We start from the raw sequence: 15,674 nt of genomic DNA, 5'->3' as shown, positions 1-15,674 counted from the left end.
ATGACCGTTGCTCTTCATCAAGAGACGTCCGGCCCACCGAGGGGCTTTACGTGCAGGCACAGCAGTCTACAACCATCTCGACGCGCTCGATGCACACGCGTTCGCAGCGCATGCACAACTAAGCAGGCTTTGATCAAGGCAATTCTGTCAGACATGGACTGACACGCTCATCGAGACACTTCGATCTGTTCCGTGCCCGGGCGCATCGAGCCGATCCCTGGCCCGTCGACCTTGCATCGCCGCGCCAAGGATGCAACGACGTGAAGAAGCGCGCGCTCCAGGGCAGGGCGTCGGTCAGCTTCCGGCCTGCCCGCCCAGCGGCCTCGAAAGCGTGTCCCGTTCGACCACCGGCGCGTCCAGCACGATCTCATCCTCACCGTTTCTGCCGTCGATCAGCGCCATCAGATGCCGCGCCGCACGAGCGCCGATTTCGAGCGACGGCACGCGCACCGTCGTAAGGGGCGGCTGCGTGAGCCGGGCGTGCTCGATATCGTCGAAGCCCGTTACCGAGAGGTCGTCGGGCACGCGAATGTTCTTCGCCCGGCATTCGTCGAGCAGACCGATGGCCTGCAGGTCCGTGCCGCAAATCACGACGCTCGGACGCTCTTCGCTGTCCCACAATTCGCGCAGCGCCTGCCGGCCGCCTTCGAACGTGAACGGCGCTTCGACGATCCAGTCGGGTCTCAGGTCGAGGCCGGCTTCTCTCAGCGCGGCGCGCGTGCCGGCCTGCCGTGCGCGCACTCGCTCGTTGCCCGCTGTGGAGCCGCCGCACATGGCCACGCGCCGATGCCCGAATTCGACGATGCGCCGCGCGAGCCGATAAGCGGCCTCGAAGTTCGAGAAACCGACACAGTGCGGATACTGCGTTTCGTCGACCGACCACGTCAGCACATAAGGCAAGTCGTATTGGCGCGTCAACTCGATGACTTCGGGCGGATGATCGGTGCCGACGAGCACGAGGCCATCGACGCCGCGTTCGAGGATCGCGCGCAGCACTTCCAGTTCGCGCGCGGGCCTATATTCGTGACTCGCGATGAGCAACTGATACCCGTAGCCCCACAACGTCTGCTGCAAGGACTGGATGGAATCGGCGTAGATGGGATTGTTGAGCGTCGGATAGATGGCCGCGACGGTGCGCGTCTTGCGTGACGCCAGCGCCTGCGCCGCACCGTTTCGCACGTAGCCGAGCTGTTCGACCGCGCGCTGCACGCTCGCGAGCGTCTGCGGCTTGACCTGGTCCGGCACGGACAGGGCCCGCGACGCGCTGCCGAGCGAGACGCCGGCGAGCCGCGCAACATCGGCGAGCGTGGCGCGGGTCGGCTTCATGACGCGCTGCGTGTGCGTCCGTAGGCATCGGCGCGAGCGATGCCGTCGATCACCCGCTGCGCCGTCAACGGCGGCGACATGTGCCGGCTATAGCGCGTGGCGAGCGTGGCCTCGGCGATGAGCGCTTCTTGCGCCGGGGTGAGCGGGGCGTGCTGCCCCAGTTGCGCGAGCGTGAGCGGCAATCCGACTGCGGTCATGAGCGTGGCCAACGGTTCGATCTCTTCGGGCGATGAATCTTCGACGAACAATTGTACAAGCGTGCCGAAGGCGACCAGTTCGCCGTGCATCATGGAAGCCATCGCGGGTATCGCCGTGAGACCGCGAATCAGCGCGTGCGCGAGCGACAAGCCGCCGCTCTCGAAGCCGACGCCGCTCAACAGCACGGTCGCTTCGACCACGCGTTCGACGGCTTCGGTGAGTTCGCCTCGCCCGACATCCGCATAGGCGCGCGCCCCGTCTTCGAGCAGGATCGCGAGCGTCGCACGGGTGAGCAGCAGCGCGCTCGGCAGCGGCGGCGTGCCGTATGAATTCAGGCCGGCAGCACGCTGACACTGCGCCGCTTCGAACTTCTTGCTCAACGCATCGCCGATGCCGGCCGCGAACAGGCGCGCGGGCGCGGCGGCGATCAACGCCGTATCGACGATCACCGCATCCGGATTGCGCGGCAACATCTCGATGCCCGCGACGCGATGCGCTTCGTCATACAGGATGATGAGCCGGCTCGTCGGCGCATCGCTCGAAGCGGCCGATGGCGCGACGACGATCGGCGCGTCCAGCGCCCGCGCAACGCCCTTCGCCGTGTCGATGGTCTTGCCGCCGCCGATCGCCACGACCGCATCGGCATGCCGCTCGCGCGCATCGGCGGACAGCTTCGCGATGACGGCCGCCGTGCATTCGCCCGGAAACGCGGCCAGATGCGGCGCGACGCCCGCGGCTTTGAGCGATTGCACGACGTCCGCCGACACGCGAACGGCCACCGCCTCATCGACGAGCACGAATGCGCGGCGCGCGCCGAGGTCCGCGAGCGTCGGTCCGAGAGAAGCCAACGCGCCCGGGCCTTGCGTGTATCGCCCGGGAAAGCCGATGGTTCGCAATGGCGCGTGCGTCGTCATGTCATCAGCCATCCGCCGGCCACGTCGATGACCTGGCCCGTGACGAACGCCGCGTCATCGGACGTGAGGAAGAGGCACGTCGATGCGACTTCGTCCGGCGCGCCCAAACGTCGCAACGGTGTTTCGCGCGCCACTTTCTCGTTGGCCTCGCGCGCGACGCCGCGCACGAGCGGCGTGTCGATGCGCCCCGGCGCGATCGCGTTCACCGTGATGCCATGCGGGCCGAGTTCGCCCGCGAGATGCCGCGTCATGCCGATCAGCGCGGCCTTCGTCGTGCTGTAGTGCGCGGCGACGATGTCGAGATAGGCCTTGCCCGCCACCGACGACATCGACACGATGCGGCCAAAGCGCCGCTCGACCATGCCCGGCGCAAGAATGCGGCAGAAGTTGAAGACGCTGTTCACGTTGACGTCCATGACGCGGCGCCATTCGTCGGGCGCCATCTGCCAGACCGGCATCGGCTTGCCCGCGTGTTTCGGCGAGATGCCCGCGTTGTTGACGAGCGTATCGATCGGTCCGAGCGCCGCTTCGATCGAACGGCACGCGGCCTCGCACTCGGTGAAGTCGCCGACGTCGGCGTGCGCGAAATGCACGCGCAGGCCCGCATCGGCGAGGCGCCGTGCCAGCGCTGCGCCCGTTTCTTCGTTGACGTCGACGATGCCGACTGCCGCGCCGTCGCGCGCATAACGCTCGACGAGCGCCTCGCCGATGCCGCCGCTGCCGCCCGTTACCAGAACCACACGCTTGTCGTGCCGCACGTTATCGGTCTCCCACTTTCAGCATGATTTTGCCGATGTGCCGGCTCGATTCCATCAGTTCGTGCGCAGCCTGCACGTCGGTGAAAGGCAGCACGCGATGAATCACCGGCAGGGCGCGGCCCGCTTCGAGGAGCGGCCACACCTGCGCGTGCAGCGCCTGGGCGATGGCCGCCTTCTGCTCGACGCTGCGCGCACGCAAGGTCGATCCGGTGAACGTGAGACGGCGCAGCATGATCGGCATGGCGTCCAGTTCGATGCGGCTGCCTTCCAGAAACGCAATCTGCACAAGCCGGCCTTCGAGCGCCAGCGCGCGGATGTTGCGCGGGATGTAGTCGCCGCCGACCATGTCGAGGATGATGTCGACGCCCCGGCCATCGGTGAGCTTCGCGACGGCATCGACGAAATCCTCATCGCGATAGTTGATGACGTGATCCGCGCCCGCGTCACGGCACGCCGCTGCTTTCTCCGCATTGCCGACGGTCGTGAACACGCGCGCGCCGAACGCGTGCGCGAGCTGGATTGCAGTCAGCCCGATGCCGCTCGATCCGCCATGCACGAGGAAAGTCTCGCCCGCTTGCAGCCGGCCGCGCTCGAACACGTTCGTCCATACGGTCAAGTAGGTCTCGGGCAAGGCGGCGGCCTGCAAGAGCGTGAGACCTTTCGGCACCGGCAGGCAATGCGATGCATCGGTGATGCAGTATTGCGCGTAGCCGCCGCCCGGAACCAGCGCGCAAACTTCGTCGCCCACGCGCCACTGCGTCACCCGCGCGCCCGTCGCGACCACGCGGCCCGACACTTCGAGCCCCAGATGCGGCGACGCGCCCGGCGGCGGCGGATACGAACCGGAACGTTGCAGCACGTCCGGGCGATTGACGCCCGCGTAGGCGACTTCGATAAGCACGTCATCGGCGCCGGGCGAGGGCAGCGGTCCTTGCGCGAGCCGCATGCAATCGGGCGCGCCGCCCGCGCCGTGATCGATGTACTGCATCGATGCGGGAAGAGTGGATGTCATGGCGTTCAACGGATGATCGATTCGATGTAGTCGGCCGGCAGACCGATCGACGCATAGTGTTTGCGGGCCGCTTCGATTTTCGTGAAGACGTCCTCGTAGCCCTGCGCGACGCCTTGCGGATCGACATACGTGTAGCCGCCCGTCACGTGGAACCACGTGATCATCTCGGGCACGTCTTCAGGCACGAAAAGCGTGTGCGTTTCGCCGGCGGGCTCGAACGCATAGCCGCCTTGTTCCGCGACCCAGTCGTGTTCCAGGTAGTACCAGCGGCCCTTCAGCACCATCGCATGAACCGCTCCGCTATGACGATGCCGCGAGATCACGCCGCTGCGGCGCACGCGCAGCAGGTTCACGTAATAGCCCTGGCTCGCGCTGAGAATGAGCGGCTTGAACGACACGGTTTCGGTCGCGGGAACCCACAGGTTGTCGTCTTCGAGCCAGTCGGTCATCACGCCGCCGTGCACGAGATCCTTCGACATGTACGGGGCTTGCGGCAATTGATAGGCGATGACCTGTTCATCGGGTTTGACTGCGGGCTTCACTTCGGTTTGCATGAGTTGTTCTCCGTGAGTTCGGGATGCGATGCGTCGGCCATTCGATCAATGACCGAGATAGGCGCGCCGCACGTGGGGACTGTCGAGCAATTCTGCGCCGGTTCCGGTCAGCGCGATGGCGCCGTTTTCCAGCACGTAGCCGCGGTTCGCGAGCTTCAGCGTGTGAAACACGTTCTGTTCGACGAGCAGCACCGTCACGCCTCGGGCCGCGACCGTGCCGACCACCTCGAACATCTGTTCGACGAGCAAGGGCGAAAGGCCGAGCGACGGCTCGTCGAAGATGAGCAGTCTCGGCGCGGACATCATGCCGCGCGCGATGGCGACCATCTGCTGCTCGCCGCCCGACAGCGAACCGGCGAGCTGCGTCAGCCGCTCGCGCACGCGCGGGAAGAGTTCGAGCACTTCGTCCATGCGTTCGCGCCGTGCGCCGCGTGCGGCGTGACGGAACGCGCCCATCAGCAGATTCTCTTCGACGCTCAGGAAAGGGAAGAGCTGGCGGCCTTCGGGAACCATCGTGACGCCCATCGCGACGATCTCGTGCGCCGTCTTGCCGACGAGTTCCTTCCCCTCGAACGTGATGCTCCCGCCGCGCGCAGCGACGATGCCGCACAGTGTCTTGAGCGTCGTGGTCTTTCCCGCGCCGTTCGCGCCGACGAGCGTGACGATCTCGCCTTCCTGCACGTCGAGCGAGACGCCGCGCAGAACTTCGCTCTTGCCGTAGCCGGCCGATACGTTATGCAGCTTGAGCATCGAGATACCCCTTGCCGAGATAGGCCTGGATCACCTGAGGATCGTTGACGACATCGGACGGCTTGCCTTCCTTGAGCATGCGCCCGGCATTGATGACGATGATGCGGTCGGAGAGCGCCATCGTCGCCTGCATCATGTGCTCGATCATCAGCACGGCGACGCCCGAGTCGCGGATGCGCCGCACCATCTCGATCGCGCGCGCGATGTCGGCGGGATTGAGGCCGGCCATCACTTCGTCGAGCAGAAGGGCGCGTGGACGCGTCGCGAGCGCGCGGGCCACTTCGAGACGCTTCATGCCGCCGACGGTCAGGCTGCGCGCTTCAGTATCGAGCAACGAGGTGAGGTCGGTGATCTCCGCGACTTCGCGGGCGATCGATTCGGCTTCCAGGCGCACTCGTGTATGCATGAACGCGCCGAGCATGATGTTCTCCAGCACGGAGAGGCCTGCGAACGGCTGCGCGATCTGGAAGGTGCGGCCGATGCCGTCCTTCGCGAACGCATCGGGCGTGCGCGGTTCGGCCCAGCGGCCATCGGCGAGGCGAATCTTGACGATGCCTTCGTTGGGCCGGATGAAGCCCGAAAGCTGGTTAAAGACCGTCGTCTTGCCCGCGCCGTTCGGGCCGATCACGCCGAGAATCTCGCCGGCATGCAGCGTGAGGGACACGTCGTCGGTGGCGACGAGACCGCCGAAGCGCTTCTTCAGATGCTCCGCGACGAGCAGCGGCGTGCCGAGCGGCAGGGCATCGGCGGGTGCGATCGACTTCGCCGGTTGCGCCGGCGGCGTGCGAGCGCCGGGCAGGCGGTCGATGAAACGCAGCACGTAGCCGCCCAGGTGCCCGACGAGGCCACGCGGGATGAACAGCACGACGAGCACCAGCACGACGCCGTAGACGAAGCCGTGCGTGCCGCTGCCGAACGAGCTGAGCCATCCGCGCGCAACCTCGGCGATCGGCAGCACGAGCACGGTGCCCGCGAGCGGCCCGGCGACGCTGCCCAGTCCGCCGATCAGCGCGAACATCGCGATCTGCACCGACAATTCGAGCGAGAACGCGGCGGACGGATCGATGAAGGTGAGATACATCGCGTGGAAGGAGCCGATGAGGCTCGTCAGCACGGCCGAGATCACCGCCGCGCCGATCTTCACCTTCACCGCGTTCACGCCGACGGCGCGCGCCGCGTCTTCACGCTCGCGCACCGCGATCAGATAGAAGCCGAAGCGCGAGCGGCGGATCAGCCACGCGGCCCACAACGTCACCAGCAGGAAGCCGAAGGCGATCAGCAGGTACGCCCACTTTTCGCGGAAGACCATCCACGGCAGGCCGATATTGAGCGGCACATTCAGGCCCGCGGAGCCGCCCGTCCAGCTTTCCTCATGCACGGTGAGCAGGCGGCACACTTCCAGGAAGGCGATGGTGGCGAGCGCGAAGAACGGCCCGCGCAAACGCAAGGTGGGATACGCAATGACGACCGCCGCCGCCGCCGATACGACAGCGCCCGCGAACATGCCGAGCCACGGCGTGATGCCAAAGTGGATCACGAAGAGCGTCGCCGTGTACGAGCCGATGCCGTAGAACACCGCGTGCCCGAGCGACAGTTGGCCGGCGAATCCGCCGACGATATTCCATGCGGTCGCGAGTGCGCCGAAGATGCACACGAGCACGGCCAGGTGAAACGCGAACGGCGATTGCAGCGCGAACGGCGTCGCGAGCAGCGCCAGCAGCGCCAGCGCGCCCATGTAGCCGCGCGGATGCAGGAGATTTGGAAACATCGGTTGCCTCGCTGAACGTTATTCGGAGCCGCGTCCGAGACCGAAGAGGCCGGTCGGGCGCACCACGAGAATCACGAGGAAGATCGCGAAGTAGACGACTTCCTTCATGTCGGGCGAGATGTAGTAGCCCGCGAGACTGTCGATGAGCCCGATCACGATCGACCCGACGAGTGCGCCCGGCAGGCTGCCCAGACCGCCCAGCACGACGATGACGAACGCGGTGAGCACGAAGTACTGGCCGACCGTTGGGAACACCGGATACTGCGCGACCAGCAGCCCCGACGCGAGCCCGACCAGCGCCGCGCCAATGCCGAACGCGAGCACGTAGGTGGTTTCAACGTTCACGCCCATCAGCGAGGCCGCGTAGCGATGCTGCGCCACCGCGCGAAACGCGCGTCCCGTGTAGGTGCGCTGCAGGAACAGATGCAGCCCGCCCGCGACCGCAAGCGCGGCGGCGAACGTGAACAGTTGCCCGCTCACGATGTTGATGTCGCCGAACTGCAAATGCTCGGTGCCGAACGTGACCTCGACTGGATGCACGTCCGCGCCGAAGATCATCAGTGCGAGATTGACGAGCGCGGTCGATACGCCGACGGTCGCGAAAATCTGGATGTGGGCATCGGCGGAGAGCAGCGGCTGGATGATGAAACGCTGGATGAGCACGCCCAGCGCGAACAACAGCACCGCAACCGGCACCGCCGATACATACGGGTGCCAGCCGAGCTTCGCGGCGAGCAGCCACACGGCGTACATGCCGACCATCAGCAGTTCGCCGTGCGCGAAGTTGACCACGCGCACGACGCCGAAGATCAGCGTGAGGCCGATGCTGATGATCGCGTACGCGCCGCCGAGCAAAAGGCCGTTGACGAGAAGTTGCAGAAGAATAGACATGCTCGTTTCCCGGACGCCGCGCGGCGCATCAGCGCCACGCGGTTCGAGTGAAAGAGGAATGGGGCTTGATCGCGGCGGAATTACTGCGCGGCAACAGGCTTGGCGATCGCAACCGATTCCGGATACACGGTCACGAGCTTGCCGCCTTGCCACTGCATGACGTTCGTGGTCGCGAGCTGGTTCTGCCCGTTGTCCGCGAACTGGAAGCCCCAGCCGGCCGCGGTCGTGCCAGTCGCTTTCTTGTAGGCGAGGACGGCTGCGCGAATCTTGTCCTTGTCCGTGGACTTCGCGTTGGCGAGCACGTCGAGGAACGCTTTCGCGCCGACGTAGTTCACGAGGCTGTGACCCGAGCGCGGCGCCATGCCGAAGTGCTTCTGGTATTCGGTGGTGAACGTGTCGAGGCCGGGCGCGCCTTTCTCGTTCATGGCGACTTGCGGGAAGTCGATGTCGTACACGCCGTTCATCGGCGCGCCGACGGCCTTGGCCGTATCGGCGAGCGAATAGCCGCCGCCCGCGCCAATGACGGCCTTCGGTTTGAAGCCTGCCTGCGCGGCCTGACGGAAGAACAGAATGGCATCGTTCTGATACGCCGTTTGCAGGACAACGTCGACGTCCGCGCCCTTGAGCCGCAGAATCAGCGAGGACAAGTCCACGCTTTTGGCGGAATAGGGCAGCACCTGCACGACGTTCAGGCCGAGCTTCTTCGCGCCTTCCTTCTGGAAGCCGCTGACGAGCGTGCCGTACGGGCCGTCTTCGGCGATGATCGCGATCTTCAGCGACTTCGGGTCCACTTTCAGTTGCGGGGCGACGACCTTGGTAAGCGCTTCGAGCGTGCTGTCCGCGAAGGTCTTGGTGGTCGAGTTGCTGCGATAGAGATACTTGAAGCCGCGGCTCGTGATGGTGTCGGCCGTCGCCCCGAGTTCGAAGAAGGGCACGCCGGCGAGTTCGGTCACCTGCGTCGCGGCCGACGACACCGCCGACGAGTAGCTGCCGAACACGGCGGTTACGTTCTCGACCGAAGTCAGGCGGCGCGCTTCGCCGACGGCCTGGTTGGCATCGACGGCATCGGCCTTCACGAGCACGACCTTGTCGCCGTTCACGCCGCCTGCGGCATTGCGTTCGTCGACGGCAAGCTGCACGCCGCGATAGCTTTCCTCGCCGAGCAACGCGAGACCGCCGCTAAACGGGAAAAGCGCGCCGATTTTCAGATCAGCCGCATGTGCGGCACCGACGCTCAGCGAGGCAAGGCAGGCGCTGAGTAAGCCGCGAAGGGCGGTGCGAGGGAAGGTCGAGGACATGCGTTGTCTCCATTGTATGTATTTGATTCGCAGTAACGCGAATTTGAAGCGCTTCAATTTTTAGGTATGGCAGTGGCACTTGGACGCGCGCATGTTGCGCTGTCCGTTCTCTCGGTGATGAAGGTCGCCGCTGTCCGCGCGCAGTTGAAGCGCTTCAATATTGAGTTCTGACTTCGACGCCCGTCAACGAGGGGTTTCCCGACTCCCGCTTTTACCAGCGACCGTCTTCGAGCAGCGCCTTCTCCTCAGAACCGCTTGCTGGCCCAAGCGAATCCAGCGGCCCGCCACAAATCCACCTCGCGTTCCGAGAGTTGCGGCAAAAGCACCGGCGGAGTGCTCTCGATCGCCTGCGCATTCGCGCCCGGCGAACGCCGCCTGAGCAAGACAAGCTCTCTTCGCAGGAACGCCGATCCTGATGCAGGTACATGCCCAACGGTCAGGGCGACGCGGACGTCAGCATCGTTCGGCACCACCGAGGATCCACGCAGCTAGCTCGCGAACCGCTGTCACTTCATCTAAAGCGCCGAGGCAAAGTATGCGGTCCGGCACGTTGGGGCAAAACTTCCTGACCTCGTGCCGAAGGCGGCAAAGATGGCTGTTAGTGAACGCGAGGCGCGGAGATCCGCACATGTGCGAACCAACCGCAATGGTCGGAAATCGCCCGCAACTGGGCCGCAGATCGCATTTTTATCAGCAGTTTTTACTACATTAAGGATTTACATAGCTCTAATTAGTGAAAAAATCATCGGTTAGACGCCTTTCCTATGAAATAACGCGTCCGTTCTTTTCTCAATACGCAGACGATTGCGGGCGTTTTTTCCTCCTTACGGTATGAGCATATCCAAGCTTTGCTTTCTTCCGATTGTTACTTTCAGATACGTTTTTGGTCGCTTTTCGGCCCATATACTTCGGCCTCCTTCACCAAACGTAAAAAATTGCCGTGTCGTTGAACAGCTTTCCTCAAACGCAGGACGAAACTTCCTTTTCTAGCGTCACCAGCACGACCAACGCTCCCTTTTCACGTAGAAAGTTCCTTACCTTCATGATGGCGGGTGCAGGAAGTGCCACATTGGCTGCCTGTGGCGGCGGCGGTGACGCTGTCGGTACCGATGCCGCAGATCCTGCGGCGGTAGCAAAGGCCGCCTCATCGAGCGGGACGATGATTCCGCCGGCAGCATCCATCACTGATAGTTCAGGCGCCGTCTGGACGCTCGTGGGCGGCCGTGCCACGCGCAACGGCGCATCGGTGGCGACCGGTTCCCCCGCCGCGTACACCACGATCCTCTACTTGAACGGCGTGATTCACGCCAAGAACACAGCAGGCAACTGGTACAAGAGCGGCACATCGCCGTGGATGAACCTGGGCGCCGCAGACCCGCGCACCGCGGCGAGCACCGGCTCGCAAGGCACCAGCAACACGAGCACGAACGGCGTGCTGCAAGACAAGTCATTCGGCGTGAAGGGGGATGGCACGACCAACGATCGCGCGGCGCTTCAGGCTGCCATCGACGGCTCGGTCGGCCAGATTCTTCTCATCACCGGCAAGAGCCGCATCGACGCGACCGGTCTCACGCTGCGCTCGAACACGCATATCCGCTTCGCGCCGGGCGCGTCTATCAAGATGCTCTCGCACAACACCGGCTCCTATCAGATGATGCGCGTGTGGGACGTGAGCAACGTGAACATCGAAGCACCGTATCTCGACGGCAGCAAGGAACTGAACTCCGCCGGTTCGGGCGAGTGGGGCATGGGCATCTCAATCAACGGCGCCACCGGCGTCACGATCACGAACCCGACGACGATCAACTGCTGGGGCGACGGCATCTACATCGGCAACAGCCAGAGCGGCTCGAACAAGACCAGTTCGAACGTGTCGATCAGCGGCCACCACGCGAACGGCTGCCGCCGTCAAGGCGCGACGATCACGTCCGGCAACGGGATCACGTTCACCAATCCGCTCTGGGAAAACATTGCGGGCACTGCGCCGGCATGTGGGCTCGACATCGAGCCGAACGACAACAACGCCGTGCTTCAGGCCATCAAGATCGTCAGCCCGACGACTCAGGGTTGCGCGGGCGGCGGCATCCTGGTGTACCTCGGCTTCCTCCCCGGACCCGTCGCAAAGAACGTCGACATCCAGATCACGAACCATACCGACCGCTGCACGACCGATTCGTTCGACGTCCAGGGTCTTCGGCTGAATGGCTGCGTCGTTACGGGCGCGATCACCAGCACGAACCCCGTGTGGAAGAAGAACTGGTATCTCGCTGACTGGGACAGCAACGGCCCGAAGGTGTCGGTCGTGAATCCCAAGGTTGGCTAAGCCCGGAGATGTGCCGCTCGCGATTGCGGACTAGCTGGGAGAAACTGCGTGAGGTCGTGCGTTGTCACGGCAGCATCTCAAGGTCTACTAAGGCCGGCCTTGCGTATCGAGTAGCGGACTGCTGTGGGAATCAGACGGATCGTCATCGGCTGGATCAGCCGGTTGGCGGTGCGCCGAGATAACAGAACGCGTCGATCTCCTTCTGCGCTGCGTTGGTTAGAGCTGCAGGCGAACGGCTGAGGCACTCCGAAACGCGGCGTTGACGCCTCGATCCGCTGAAACGGAGATGGGTCGCAAGCGTTAGCTAGCTGAGTTGGGTGTAGCGTTCACGCCGCATGATGCGGCAAGAGGGCTGCCGAACGAGGCTGCGAGCCTTGGCTGCTACCGGCAGCCAAGGAATCCGGGCCATCGCAAAGCCAGCGCTGGTTCATCGTCAGCGCACACTGTCTCACTTCGGGATCAAAGCGCGTTCAGCTTAAAGACGGAGACCGCCCGGCGAAGGCTGCTCGCCTGCTCTGCCATAGCTTGTGCCGCGGCGCTTGCTTGCTCGACAAGAGCGGCATTCTGCTGAGTGACTTCATCCATCAAGCTGACGGCGACGTTGACCTGTTCGATACCGGTGCTTTGCTCATTGGATGCCGAGGCGATGTCGCCCATGATGTCGGTCACACGTTTGACCGAGCGCACCAGTTCATCCATCGTGTTGCCTGCGTCGAGCACGAGCGACGACCCCGCGTTCACATGTTCCACCGAACTGCTGATCAGGTCTTTGATCTCCTTCGCAGCAGTCGCGCTGCGCTGTGCGAGCGTGCGCACTTCTCCTGCGACGACCGCGAACCCGCGCCCTCGCTCGCCGGCGCGTGCGGCTTCGACGGCTGCATTTAACGCAAGAATATTCGTTTGAAACGCGATCCCTTAGATCACCGAAATGATGCGTCGACGCGGCGTCGGTGTCGCGTGCGGGTGCCGAGGGTGCGCGTGCCTTGGGTTCCTACGCGCTCGTGTCATACAGGTGATCCGGAATGAAGAACGCGCAGACGTTGCTCAGAAAGAACACCGCGCCGAGCAGCAGGAAGCTCACGCCGAACGAGAACTGCGTGGCCATGAAGCCAATCGCCACCGGCGTGGCGCCCGAGCAGAAGTGCCCCCCGTTATATGAGCCGCCAACCGGCCGTGCCGCGAATACGCGTGGCGAGGCTCTGGGACATGAACTCGCCCATCATGGAGAGCGGGACGTCATAGAGAACGCCGCACGACACGCGGCGGCATTTCGCGAAGCAGCATCGAGCCGTCGTGAAAGCGATGGTCGAACGCGACGGCGCAACGACGGCCGCGCGCACGCGTGACCATCTGCTGAACGCGCAACGATACCTACGCAGCGAGAATGAAGCGATAACGCCATCCGATAGCAGCCGGAGTAGACTTGAATTTCGCGGCGCGTTCGCTGCGAAAGGAGCTTGCTATGAGACTCGCTGAATTGTTCAGACACGCGAAACGGGGCGCCACTGCGGCGCATGGCGGCGATGCGGAGCACCACGACGAAAGTGCGAAGTCGGCCCAGAAGGAATCGAAAAAGCTTTGGGACGTGATTGGCCGTAATCGGCACAAGAAAGCGAAATGGCAGTAGGGGAGATGACGCCCGGCGTGCGGCGCGCCGGGCGTTGCGCAGCCCGGATCGCGGTTTCCTCGGGGAAACCGCGTATTCGCCGCTAACCAGCCTGCGGCAACGCATACACAGCGCCCTCTGTCTCTAATAAGTAACCGGCTAGTGTCTGCAGAAGGTCCAACGGCCCTGCGCCGGGTCTACATCCCCGGCTGCGCAGTACTAAAACCTCCCCGCGCGGTAGGGATGTGGACTGGTGAAGCCCGCTTCTCCGCCCATTAACTCGCTCAGCAGCCTGCCCGTCACCGGCCCGAGCGTCAGTCCGTGATGCGCATGTCCGAACGCAAACCAGAGACCGGGATGACGGTCCGCCGGTCCGATCACCGGCCGCATGTCCGGCGTGCAGGGTCGCATCCCGAGCCACGGCGCGTCGTCGATGCGCGCCCCGAGGCCAAACATCGGACGCGCGACGCGCTCCGCTCGTTCCAGTTGCACGGGACTCGGCGGCCTATTGCGGGACGCCAGTTCGACGCCGGTCGTGAGTCGCAGCCCGCGCCGCATCGGGGCCACCACATAGCCGTTTTCCATATCGACGACGGGCCGGGATAGCGCAGCGCGGCCGTCGCTTGCGTAATGCATGTGATAGCCGCGCTTCGCCACCAGCGGAATGCGGTAGCCGAACTTGCGCGCGAGATCGCCGGACCAGACGCCGAGCGCGATGACCGCCCCCCGCGCCTCGACCAGCCCGCTCGACGTCATCACGCGCCAGCCGCTGCCCGACTGTTGGAGTGTCGCCGCGTCGCCGGTCAGGATGCGTCCGCCCTGGCGCTCGAACAGCGCCGCATATCCTTTCGTCAGCGCGCCCGGATCGATGACACTGCGCGGGTCGGTCCAGTGGATTGCGCCCGCGTATCCGTCTGCAAGCGATTTCTCCAGCCGATGCAGCGCGGCCGCATCGAGCGCCTTCATGCCCAGGCCGTGCTCGCTCGCGATGCGCGCGGCATCGCTCGCCTCGCGCTCGAACTGCTCGCGCGAGCGATAGGCTTCGAGCCAGCCCGTGGGCCGCACGAGATCGGAGAGACCCGCGCGCGCGATCAGCGCTTCATGCTCGGCCACGCTGTTGCCGATGAGGGGAAGCATGTCGCGCGCGGCGGCGGCAAGACGCGCCGGCGCCGACTCCCACCAGTAGCGCGCGAGCCACGGCCCATAGGCGGGCAGGGAGCGCAGGTCGTAGCGCAGCGCGGTCGAACGGTTCATCGCGAGCTTGAACACGGTGCGCAGGTCGCGCGGAAACGCATAAGGCACTACCGACGACGCCTCGATCAGCCCCGCATTACCGAAGCTCGTCGCTTCGCCGGGCGCGCGCCGGTCGACGAGCGTCACCTGCCATCCGCGCTGCTGCAAATGCAGCGCGACGCTCACTCCCACGATGCCCGCGCCGAGCACGATCACGTCCTGAGCCATGTTGCAGAGCCTGCTGAAATGGTTATTTGGCGATGATGTCGCGTTTGAAATACTTTTGCGAGAGCTGACTGAGCGTTCCGTCCTTCTTCAGCGAATCGAGCGCGGCGACGACCTTCGCTTTCAACGCGGCGTCGTCCTTGCGCAAGCCGATGCCCGTGCCTTCGCCGAGCGTGGACGGATCGGTCAACGGGCCGCCCGCGAAATCGAAGTCCTTGCCCTCGGGCTTCGCGAGAAAGCCGTCGATCGCCGTCTGCACTTCCTGCACCGCGCCGTCGAGCCGCCCGGCCGAGAGATCCGCGAAAATCTGGTCCTGGCTCTGGTACGTCACGACCTGCACGCCTGCGCTCGCCCAATGCTTGCGCACGTAGTCCTCCTGCGTCGAGCCTTGCAGCACGCCGACTCGCTTGTCCTTCAGGCTTGCGGGCGTCGGCTCCAGATGCGAGCCGCGCTTCGCGATCATCTGGATCGGCATCACGTAGACGGGCGGCGTGAAGTCGATGGCCTGCTTGCGCTTGGCCGTGATGTTCATCGCCGAATTGATCGCGTCGAACTTGCGCGCCTGCAGCGCGGCGATCAGCCCGTCGAAGCTGTTTTCCACCCACACGCACTTCATCTTGACGCGCTCGCACACGGCATTGCCGATGTCGATGTCGAAGCCTTCAAGCGTGCCTGCCGGCGTCTTGCTCTCGAACGGCGGATACGACGCCTCGACGCCGAAGCGCAAGGTCTGCGAGTCCGCGTGCGCCACGCCGAATGTGAACGCGAAACTCGCCGCGCCCGCGAAGCAAATCATCTTCCAGTTCATTGTCGTCACC

13 protein-coding genes and 1 pseudogene are annotated in these 15,674 nt (G+C 64.6%); 2 read left to right on the top strand and 12 right to left on the bottom strand.

Annotated elements, in window-relative coordinates; all coding sequences use genetic code 11:
- Nucleotides 1-294: 294 nt before the first annotated feature.
- From LDZ21_RS22775 to LDZ21_RS22735, 9 genes are all read right to left on the bottom strand, one after another.
- Entirely contained in the window at nucleotides 295-1,326 is a 1,032-nt protein-coding gene (locus LDZ21_RS22775; protein ID WP_244796232.1) for a LacI family DNA-binding transcriptional regulator, read from the bottom strand.
- Nucleotides 1,323-2,438, bottom strand: coding sequence for a glycerol dehydrogenase (locus LDZ21_RS22770; protein ID WP_244796231.1), 1,116 nt, complete (start codon nucleotides 2,436-2,438; stop codon nucleotides 1,323-1,325). The genes LDZ21_RS22775 and LDZ21_RS22770 overlap by 4 nt, the downstream gene beginning before the upstream one ends.
- Nucleotides 2,435-3,178, bottom strand: a complete 744-nt coding sequence (locus LDZ21_RS22765; protein ID WP_244796230.1) for an SDR family oxidoreductase — start codon at nucleotides 3,176-3,178, stop codon at nucleotides 2,435-2,437. Before LDZ21_RS22765 ends, LDZ21_RS22770 begins: the two co-directional genes overlap by 4 nt.
- A gap of 19 nt (nucleotides 3,179-3,197) precedes the next feature.
- On the bottom strand, nucleotides 3,198-4,208 hold the full coding sequence (locus tag LDZ21_RS22760) for an NAD(P)H-quinone oxidoreductase (protein ID WP_244796229.1): 1,011 nt from the start codon (nucleotides 4,206-4,208) through the stop codon (nucleotides 3,198-3,200).
- A 5-nt stretch (nucleotides 4,209-4,213) separates the two neighbouring features.
- Nucleotides 4,214-4,762 (bottom strand): 2,4'-dihydroxyacetophenone dioxygenase family protein, encoded by a 549-nt coding sequence (locus LDZ21_RS22755; protein ID WP_035969837.1) that lies wholly within the window; start codon nucleotides 4,760-4,762, stop codon nucleotides 4,214-4,216.
- 45 nt (nucleotides 4,763-4,807) lie between these two features.
- A complete protein-coding gene (locus LDZ21_RS22750) occupies nucleotides 4,808-5,512 on the bottom strand; it encodes an ABC transporter ATP-binding protein (protein WP_188885351.1) in 705 nt (234 codons plus the stop codon).
- A complete protein-coding gene (locus tag LDZ21_RS22745; protein ID WP_244796228.1) occupies nucleotides 5,496-7,280 on the bottom strand; it encodes a branched-chain amino acid ABC transporter ATP-binding protein/permease in 1,785 nt (594 codons plus the stop codon). Before LDZ21_RS22745 ends, LDZ21_RS22750 begins: the two co-directional genes overlap by 17 nt.
- An 18-nt stretch (nucleotides 7,281-7,298) precedes the next feature.
- Nucleotides 7,299-8,171, bottom strand: coding sequence for a branched-chain amino acid ABC transporter permease (locus tag LDZ21_RS22740; protein ID WP_244796227.1), 873 nt, complete (start codon nucleotides 8,169-8,171; stop codon nucleotides 7,299-7,301).
- An 80-nt stretch (nucleotides 8,172-8,251) separates the two neighbouring features.
- Nucleotides 8,252-9,469: an ABC transporter substrate-binding protein gene (locus LDZ21_RS22735; protein ID WP_244796226.1), complete on the bottom strand. Its 1,218-nt coding sequence runs from the start codon at nucleotides 9,467-9,469 to the stop codon at nucleotides 8,252-8,254.
- Between the two features lie 1,159 nt (nucleotides 9,470-10,628).
- On the opposite strand from LDZ21_RS22735, the gene LDZ21_RS22730 reads away from it, so the two are divergent.
- Nucleotides 10,629-11,792 (top strand): right-handed parallel beta-helix repeat-containing protein, encoded by a 1,164-nt coding sequence (locus tag LDZ21_RS22730; RefSeq protein ID WP_244796225.1) that lies wholly within the window; start codon nucleotides 10,629-10,631, stop codon nucleotides 11,790-11,792.
- 459 nt (nucleotides 11,793-12,251) lie between these two features.
- Here LDZ21_RS22730 and LDZ21_RS22725 read toward each other — a convergent pair.
- A pseudogene (locus LDZ21_RS22725) lies at nucleotides 12,252-12,725 on the bottom strand (methyl-accepting chemotaxis protein); the annotation flags it as partial.
- A 529-nt stretch (nucleotides 12,726-13,254) separates the two neighbouring features.
- Here LDZ21_RS22725 and LDZ21_RS22720 point away from each other — a divergent pair.
- Nucleotides 13,255-13,419 (top strand): hypothetical protein, encoded by a 165-nt coding sequence (locus LDZ21_RS22720; protein ID WP_244796224.1) that lies wholly within the window; start codon nucleotides 13,255-13,257, stop codon nucleotides 13,417-13,419.
- A gap of 198 nt (nucleotides 13,420-13,617) precedes the next feature.
- Here LDZ21_RS22720 and LDZ21_RS22715 read toward each other — a convergent pair whose 3' ends face one another.
- Complete coding sequence (locus LDZ21_RS22715) at nucleotides 13,618-14,859, bottom strand: NAD(P)/FAD-dependent oxidoreductase (RefSeq protein ID WP_244796223.1); 1,242 nt, start codon at nucleotides 14,857-14,859, stop codon at nucleotides 13,618-13,620.
- A gap of 22 nt (nucleotides 14,860-14,881) precedes the next feature.
- On the bottom strand, nucleotides 14,882-15,664 hold the full coding sequence (locus LDZ21_RS22710; RefSeq protein WP_244796222.1) for an ABC transporter substrate-binding protein: 783 nt from the start codon (nucleotides 15,662-15,664) through the stop codon (nucleotides 14,882-14,884).
- Nucleotides 15,665-15,674 lie beyond the last annotated feature (10 nt).

Source organism: Caballeronia grimmiae (genome assembly GCF_022879615.1).
Lineage (GTDB): Bacteria > Pseudomonadota > Gammaproteobacteria > Burkholderiales > Burkholderiaceae > Caballeronia > Caballeronia grimmiae.
Note: the sequence above shows the minus strand (reverse complement) of the source record. Positions and strands in the feature narration are given on the sequence as shown.

Bases quoted from the DNA above. Each gene is read 5' to 3' on its own strand.
- LDZ21_RS22745 (WP_244796228.1), bottom strand. From the start codon at position 7,280: ATGTTTCCAAATCTCCTGCATCCGCGCGGCTACATGGGCGCGCTGGCG.
- LDZ21_RS22715 (WP_244796223.1), bottom strand. From the start codon at position 14,859: ATGGCTCAGGACGTGATCGTGCTCGGCGCGGGCATCGTGGGAGTGAGC.
- LDZ21_RS22775 (WP_244796232.1), bottom strand. From the start codon at position 1,326: ATGAAGCCGACCCGCGCCACGCTCGCCGATGTTGCGCGGCTCGCCGGC.
- LDZ21_RS22730 (WP_244796225.1), top strand. From the start codon at position 10,629: ATGATTCCGCCGGCAGCATCCATCACTGATAGTTCAGGCGCCGTCTGG.
- LDZ21_RS22740 (WP_244796227.1), bottom strand. From the start codon at position 8,171: ATGTCTATTCTTCTGCAACTTCTCGTCAACGGCCTTTTGCTCGGCGGC.
- LDZ21_RS22750 (WP_188885351.1), bottom strand. From the start codon at position 5,512: ATGCTCAAGCTGCATAACGTATCGGCCGGCTACGGCAAGAGCGAAGTT.
- LDZ21_RS22755 (WP_035969837.1), bottom strand. From the start codon at position 4,762: ATGCAAACCGAAGTGAAGCCCGCAGTCAAACCCGATGAACAGGTCATC.
- LDZ21_RS22710 (WP_244796222.1), bottom strand. From the start codon at position 15,664: ATGAACTGGAAGATGATTTGCTTCGCGGGCGCGGCGAGTTTCGCGTTC.
- LDZ21_RS22720 (WP_244796224.1), top strand. From the start codon at position 13,255: ATGAGACTCGCTGAATTGTTCAGACACGCGAAACGGGGCGCCACTGCG.
- LDZ21_RS22760 (WP_244796229.1), bottom strand. From the start codon at position 4,208: ATGACATCCACTCTTCCCGCATCGATGCAGTACATCGATCACGGCGCG.
- LDZ21_RS22735 (WP_244796226.1), bottom strand. From the start codon at position 9,469: ATGTCCTCGACCTTCCCTCGCACCGCCCTTCGCGGCTTACTCAGCGCC.
- LDZ21_RS22770 (WP_244796231.1), bottom strand. From the start codon at position 2,438: ATGACGACGCACGCGCCATTGCGAACCATCGGCTTTCCCGGGCGATAC.